The sequence below is a fragment of the Bradyrhizobium sp. genome, from assembly GCF_049512235.1.
Lineage (GTDB): Bacteria > Pseudomonadota > Alphaproteobacteria > Rhizobiales > Xanthobacteraceae > Bradyrhizobium.
This window is the reverse complement of record NZ_JBEKXH010000371.1, coordinates 1-6,364: the sequence shown is the minus strand read 5'-3', so window position 1 is coordinate 6,364 and position 6,364 is coordinate 1. Positions and strand designations below refer to the sequence as shown.

Below are 6,364 nucleotides of genomic sequence, written 5' to 3'. Positions count from 1 at the left end.
ACGGTGTAGGGTCCTGGCCATGCGACTTCCGGATCCCAAGGGCTGGATACGGGCTTTGCCTGGCAATCAGATTGCCGAGAGATGGGTGGACGGATCCGCGCTAGAACAGGCGCAAAATCATTAAACAAGAGCGGAGGAGTCATGCTGGGACGGCTCAATCACGTCGCGATCGCGGCCAGGGACGCCGAGAAGGCTGCCAAAATTTATGGCGCGGCATTCGGCGCTGATATCTCGGCTGCGGTGCCCTTGCCCGAGCACGGCGTCATCACCGTGTTCGTGACGCTTCCCAACACCAAGATCGAATTCATCCAGCCGTTCGGCGAAGCCTCTCCGATAGCAAGATTCCTCGAGCGCAATGCCGACGGCGGCATCCATCACATCTGCTATGAGGTGCCCGACATCATCGCCGCCCGCGATACCCTGATCAAGGAGGGCGCGCGGGTGCTTGGTGATGGCGTGCCCAGGATCGGTGCCCACGGCAAGCCGGTGCTGTTTCTGCACCCGAAGGATTTTTCCGGCGCGCTGGTCGAAATCGAACAGGCCTGAGGCCGCGATGGTCTACACAATCTCGACCGCGTTCGCGATCTACTTTGTGATGTGGTGGATCGTGCTGTTCGTGACGCTGCCGTTCGGCGTGCGCAGCCAGCACGAGGATGGCGGCGGTGCCGCCGGCACCGATCCCGGCGCCCCGGTCGCCAGCCAGATGGGCCGCAAGCTGATCTGGACCACGGCGCTATCGGCGGTTCTGTTCGCCGCTTGCTGGCTGGCCTATAATGCAGGTTGGTTCAACATCGAGCGGTTGTCGCGGCTGATGGGGTTACCACTGTGATCGGAGAGCTGCCGCGGATCAGGCTTCGGGCAGGAGGGCCTTCGATGAAAACGGTTATTTTGCCTGATAGCACCGGCAGCAGCATCCGATGACTTCACAACTGCGACAATCGGGTGGCCCCGCACAACACGAATATCGCATCCTGCGGGACGCGGACTTGCGAGGCTACCTTGCAGAGCTGAGGGCGGTCGCCACGCAACTCGGAGGACCGCCAGAAGACTGGTCGGTCAGCGAGGTCGGCGACGGCAACCTTAACCTCGTGTTTATCGTCAGAGGGACAAAGGGCGGAATAGCCGTCAAGCAGGCGCTGCCCTATGTGCGCCTTGTCGGCGAGAGCTGGCCCCTGCCGCTCTCGCGTTCGCATTACGAATATCTGGCGCTGGTGCATCAGGCCGCCCTGGCACCGGGCCTGGTGCCGGCCGTGCTGCACCACGATGAGGCTCTCGCCTTGATCGCCATGGAACTGCTCGAGCCGCACATCATCATGCGCAAGGGATTGATTTCCGGCGTCTGTTATCCGCGCTTCGTCGATCATATCACGACCTTTTTGGCGCGGACCTTGTTCCTAAGCTCCGACCTTGCGGTTCCAGCCGCGCAGAAGAAAGAGGGGATCGCCGCGTTCGCCGGCAACCACGCATTATGCAAGATCACCGAGGACCTGATCTTTACCGAGCCCTATTTCCAGGCCGCGCAGAACCGCTGGACCTCGCCCTGGCTCGATGCGACCGCTATTGCCTTCCGCGAAGACTTCGACCTGCACGTTGCGATCTCGCGGCTCAAGCTCAAATTCATGGCGCGTCCGGAAGCCCTGATCCACGGCGATCTCCACACCGGATCGATCATGGCGACCGAAGATGAGACCAAGGTGATCGATCCCGAGTTCGCGTTCTATGGACCGATGGGATTCGATCTGGGGGCCGTGATCGGCAATCTCATCATGAGCTATTTGGCTTCCGCTGGCCATGAGCACTCGGCCGGGGAACGGCGTTCGTTCGAGCAGTGGGTGCTGGACGCCATCGAAAACCTGTGGGCGGAGTTTTCCCGTAAATTCGTCGAGCTCTGGCGCGGCGAGGCCAAGGGCGACGCGTACCCCAAGACACTTTTTGCCGGCCAGGCCGGCGCGGCGCGGCTCGAGGCCGAGCGGCAGGCCTATATGGATCGGCTGTTCCGGGACACCGTCGAATTCTCCGCGGCTAAGATCATCCGCCGGATTCTCGGACTCGCGCACAACATCGATTTTGAGTGGATCGAAGACCCGCGGCTGCGGGCGACCTGCGAGGCACGCAGCCTGCGTCTCGCCCGCGCGATGATGCTGCAGACGCGCGAGTTCCGCACGATCGGTGCGGTGACGATAGCGGCGCGGGCGCTACGCGATTGGCAACCGGATTTCGGCGGCTGAGGCGGCGTGACTATTCGACCGCCCTGGCCCGCAACCTCTGCGCATAGACGTTGATGACGAGCGCCGCGAGCAGAATGAGGCCGCGGATCAGGATCTTCAGGAAGCTGTCGATATTGACGTGATCGAGCCCGTTGTTGAGGACGCCGAGCACGAACAGACCGATGATGGTATTGCCGATGCCGCCGCGGCCGCCGAACAGGCTGGTGCCACCGACCACGACGGCAGCGATCGAATCCAAAAGGTAGGTGTCGAACTCGTTCTGCTGCGCGCTGCCGAAATGCGCAACGCCCAGCATGCCGCCGATGCCCGAGCAGACCGCGGCGATGACCATGACGCTGCCCAGAATCAAGTTGACGTTGAGCCCGGAATACTCGGCCGCCTCGCGATTGCCGCCGACCATGTAAACGTAGCGACCAAAGCGCGTATAGGTCAGTACCAGATGGCCGGCAAGCAGCATCAACGCGGCTACGATCACGATCCAGGGGACGCCGCCGATCGACGACGAGCCGAGCGTCGTTATGAGGTCGGGCACCTTGTAGGCAATCTGCCCGCGCACCAGGAGCGCCGATATGCCGGCAGCGATCTGCATCATGGCGAGCGTCATGATGAAGGACGGGATGCCGATCACCGTGAGCCCGAACGCGTTGACGACACCGAGCATTGCGCACAGCAAAAGCGCCGCGGGGATCGCCGCCCACCCGGGCATCGGGATGTTGGCGATGTTCACATAGGATTCCTGCTGGGTGAAATAGGCGACCGCAATGCCGGTGACGTTGGCGATGCCTGCGATCGACAGGTCGATCTCGGCGCAGAGGATTACAAAGGTGAGGCCGACGGCGATGATGCCGGTGACCGAAACCTGGGTCAGAATGTTGCCGAGATTGTCGAGCGTCGCAAAGGAGGGGCTCGCGGCGGCGAAAAAGCCGCTGAGGCAGATCAGGGTCAGGAACGGCGCGATGTTGCGCATCTGGGTGCGCAGCATGGCGGCGATCTTGTGCGCGCGCTTCCGATCTGCCGCGGCGGCTGTGACGCCATTACCAGTCATCATATGCTCTCCTCACGCTGCCTCCAGCAGGCGGTCCTTGCTGATCGCCTCGTTGCTGAATTCGCGCACCACCGCGCCGCGCTTCAGCACAAGGATACGGTCGGCCAGCGACAGCACTGTTTCCGGCTCGGTCGAGAACACGATGATGGCCAGTCCCTGCGCGCGCAGGTCGCGGATGATGTTAATGACGTCGCTTTTCGCGCCGACGTCCATGCCGCGCGTCGGCTCGCACAGCACCAGAAGACGGGGTGGATAGCTCAGCCATTTCGCCAGTGCGACCTTCTGCTGATTGCCGCCGGACAGCATGCCGAGATCGAGCTCGACGGCGGGCGGCCTGATCTGCAACTGCTCGACCTGGCTGGCGGCGAGCGCACGCTCGCGTGACGGCTTGAGCACGAGGCGCGAAATACGATCGAGGATGCTGATCGTGATGTTCTTGTAGACCGGCTCCTGTAGGAACAGCATGGCGCGACGGCTCTCGGGAACGAAGGCAATGCCGGCCCGACGCGCATCGGCCGTGCTGCCGAAGGCCTTTTGGTCGCCCGCAACGACAAGCGTACCGCGGTCGGGCCTGAGCTTGCCGAACAGAATCCGTGCCAGCTCGAGCTGGCCGCAGCCCATGAAGCCGTAGATGCCGAGGACTTCGCCGGAACGCACTTCGAAGGAGACGCCACGAAGGCTACGCGCGAGCGTGATCCTGCTCGCCTCCAGCACGACAGGCCGATCGTTCGGCGGTGGCAGCGCGATATCGTCGGTGTAGGTTTCTTCCAGTGCCTCGCGGCCCTTGCCAACCATCGCCTCGATCAGGGCGGCCTTGCTGGTCACGGCCGCTTGCGCCTCGGCGACCTTCCTGCCGTTGCGGAAGACCGTCACCGTGTCCGAGATTTGCAGGATGTCCTCGATGAAATGAGAAATGAAGACGATGGCGGTGCCTGCGTCCCGCAGCTGCCGCAAGGTGCCGAACAGGCGCTCCACTTCCGGGGGTGAGAGAGCCGAGGTTGGCTCGTCGAGGATAATGATGCGCGCCCCGGAAAACAGGACGCGGGCAATCTCGATCAACTGCTGCATGCCGATCGGCAGGTCGCCGAGCCGCGACAGCGGATCGACGTTGATGCCGAACCGGGCGAGCTCGTCAGCCGCTTCGCGCGCCATGCGCCGCCACTGTACCAAGCCGAAGCGGTTGGTCGGCTGCGCGCCGAGAAACACATTCTCGGCCACCGAAAGATCGGGAGCGACGCTGAGCTCCTGGTGGACCATGGCGATACCGGCGGCGCGCGCGTCGCGCACCGATCGAAAACGAGTCTCCCGCCCATCAAGCATGAAACGGCCGGAGAAGTCCGGATGCACACCGGCGATGATCTTCATCAGCGTGCTCTTGCCCGCGCCGTTTTCGCCGACGAGACCATGGATCTCGCCGGCGGAAAGCGCGAAATCGACCCCACGGAGCGCCTCGACACCGCCGAAAGCCTTCGTAATCTGGTGCAGTTCCAGAATGGGTGAGCGGCCTTGCGGCATAGAGGGCTCAGATCAGGAAATGGTCCTCCATCCACTGCATGCCCGCCGCATTGGCCTTGGTCACGACCGGACCGTCCGTCACGACACTCTTCGGGATACCCTGTCCGCTCTTTTCGCCCGCGTTGACCGCGGCGACGCCGGCGACAATCGCGCCGCCATGGATGCGGCAGGAAGGATTACGCACGGTCGCGAACATGCGGCCCTCGCTTACCGCCTGGATCGCCGGCGGCATGGCGTCAACCCCTCCAATCAGGATGTTGGTGCGGTTGTGCGCCTTCATGATGTTATAGGCTGCCAGCGCCATGTCGTCATTGTGGAAGAAGGCCGCGTCGATCTGCGGGTATTTGGTGAGGTAGGTCTCCCATAGCCGCGCCGTCTTCGACACGTCCCAATCGCCCGGCTGAGTATCGAGCACCTCGATGTTTGGATATTGCTTGATGACCGCGTTGAAACCCTTGGCGCGGCCTTGCGCGCCGGTGTGGCCGAGCGCGCCCTGGGTCATGATCACCTTGCCCTTGCCGCCGATAGCGCTGACGAGCGCCTGCGTCACCGAGGCGCCCATGAATTCGTTGTCGGGCGCGAGAAAGGAGTGGACGTTGATCTGGTCGAGCGGGGCGATCAGGGTGTCCATGTCGATCACCGGCGTGCCGGTATCGATCATCTTCTGCACCGGCTGCGTCAGGGTGCCGATGCCGAACGCCTGGATGGCAACGAAGTCCCATTTCTGCGAGGCCATATTGTCGATGGCCGCGCGCTGCTTGACGGCGTCGAGCTGACCGTCGAACCAGGTGACCTCGACGTTAAACAACTTGCCCCACCATTCGGCGGCCTGCTTACCCTGGGCGCACCAGGTCGCCTGCAGACCCGCGTTGGAGAACGCGGCCTTCAGCGGCTTCTCCGAACGTCCCGCTTCCGCCGCCAGCGCTGGACTGACGCCCAACCCGCCGAGCAGGGCGGTCGCCGCGCCAGCGGTCGTCACCGCCTGAAGAAGATCGCGTCTAGTCGTTGAGGATTTGTTGGTCCCAGGCATTGCTTACTCCCTCGCTTTTCAGTGTTTTTTCAATGTTTTTGCCCGACGGCGTCGATCGCATCGCGCCACGGTAACAGGTAGTCTCTCACACTCGGAGCGTTCACGCCAGCCACGCCGGGCCGGATGTCTTTGCTCAGGCCTGGTGATCGCGCTTAACTGCCAAGCCCGCTCCGTGATGCGGCATGACCACCCCATCGAGTTCGCGCAGCAGTGTTCGCTACGCCCCGTCGATCTCAGCCGACCAGTCGGCTCCGAGAACCTCGCGCATGGTATCGGCGATCACCTTAAAGAATTCTCCGAACAGTTCTGGGGGCGTGCCGTAGGCGTCGTGGGACAGCACTTCGCATTCGATCATGCGAAAATTACCGGCGCGCTCGCCGGCAAAATCCATGATGGCGTCGACGGTCAGTGCCAGCATCGAACCCTTGACCAGATTATCGGCTTCGCGCCGGAACATCGCTTCCGCTTCCGGATGTTCGAGAAACAGGCGGCGATAGACCAAGGGTGTCAAGTCCTCGCAGCGCTCGGCGGCGAGTTCAAAACTGT

At 62.8% G+C, this 6,364-nt stretch carries 7 protein-coding genes; 3 read left to right on the top strand and 4 right to left on the bottom strand.

What is annotated here, in order from left to right; all coding sequences use genetic code 11:
- Window positions 1-141 precede the first annotated feature (141 nt).
- From mce to mtnK, 3 genes are all read left to right on the top strand, one after another.
- Entirely contained in the window at window positions 142-546 is a 405-nt protein-coding gene (gene mce, locus ABSG20_RS26610) for a methylmalonyl-CoA epimerase (protein ID WP_423867465.1), read from the top strand.
- A gap of 7 nt (window positions 547-553) precedes the next feature.
- Window positions 554-829, top strand: a complete 276-nt coding sequence (locus ABSG20_RS26605; protein WP_423867464.1) for a DUF1467 family protein — start codon at window positions 554-556, stop codon at window positions 827-829.
- 88 nt (window positions 830-917) lie between these two features.
- Complete coding sequence (gene mtnK, locus ABSG20_RS26600) at window positions 918-2,228, top strand: S-methyl-5-thioribose kinase (RefSeq protein WP_423867463.1); 1,311 nt, start codon at window positions 918-920, stop codon at window positions 2,226-2,228.
- A gap of 10 nt (window positions 2,229-2,238) precedes the next feature.
- Here mtnK and ABSG20_RS26595 read toward each other — a convergent pair whose 3' ends face one another.
- The 4 genes from ABSG20_RS26595 to ABSG20_RS26580 form a co-directional block, all read right to left on the bottom strand.
- Window positions 2,239-3,273, bottom strand: a complete 1,035-nt coding sequence (locus ABSG20_RS26595; protein WP_423867462.1) for an ABC transporter permease — start codon at window positions 3,271-3,273, stop codon at window positions 2,239-2,241.
- Window positions 3,274-3,285: 12 nt separating this feature from the next.
- Window positions 3,286-4,788, bottom strand: a complete 1,503-nt coding sequence (locus tag ABSG20_RS26590; protein ID WP_423867461.1) for a sugar ABC transporter ATP-binding protein — start codon at window positions 4,786-4,788, stop codon at window positions 3,286-3,288.
- A 7-nt stretch (window positions 4,789-4,795) separates the two neighbouring features.
- Complete coding sequence (locus tag ABSG20_RS26585) at window positions 4,796-5,818, bottom strand: sugar ABC transporter substrate-binding protein (protein ID WP_423867460.1); 1,023 nt, start codon at window positions 5,816-5,818, stop codon at window positions 4,796-4,798.
- 217 nt (window positions 5,819-6,035) lie between these two features.
- Window positions 6,036-6,364, bottom strand: a 329-nt coding sequence (locus ABSG20_RS26580; RefSeq protein ID WP_423867459.1) for a globin, incomplete at its 5' end; no start/stop codon positions are given.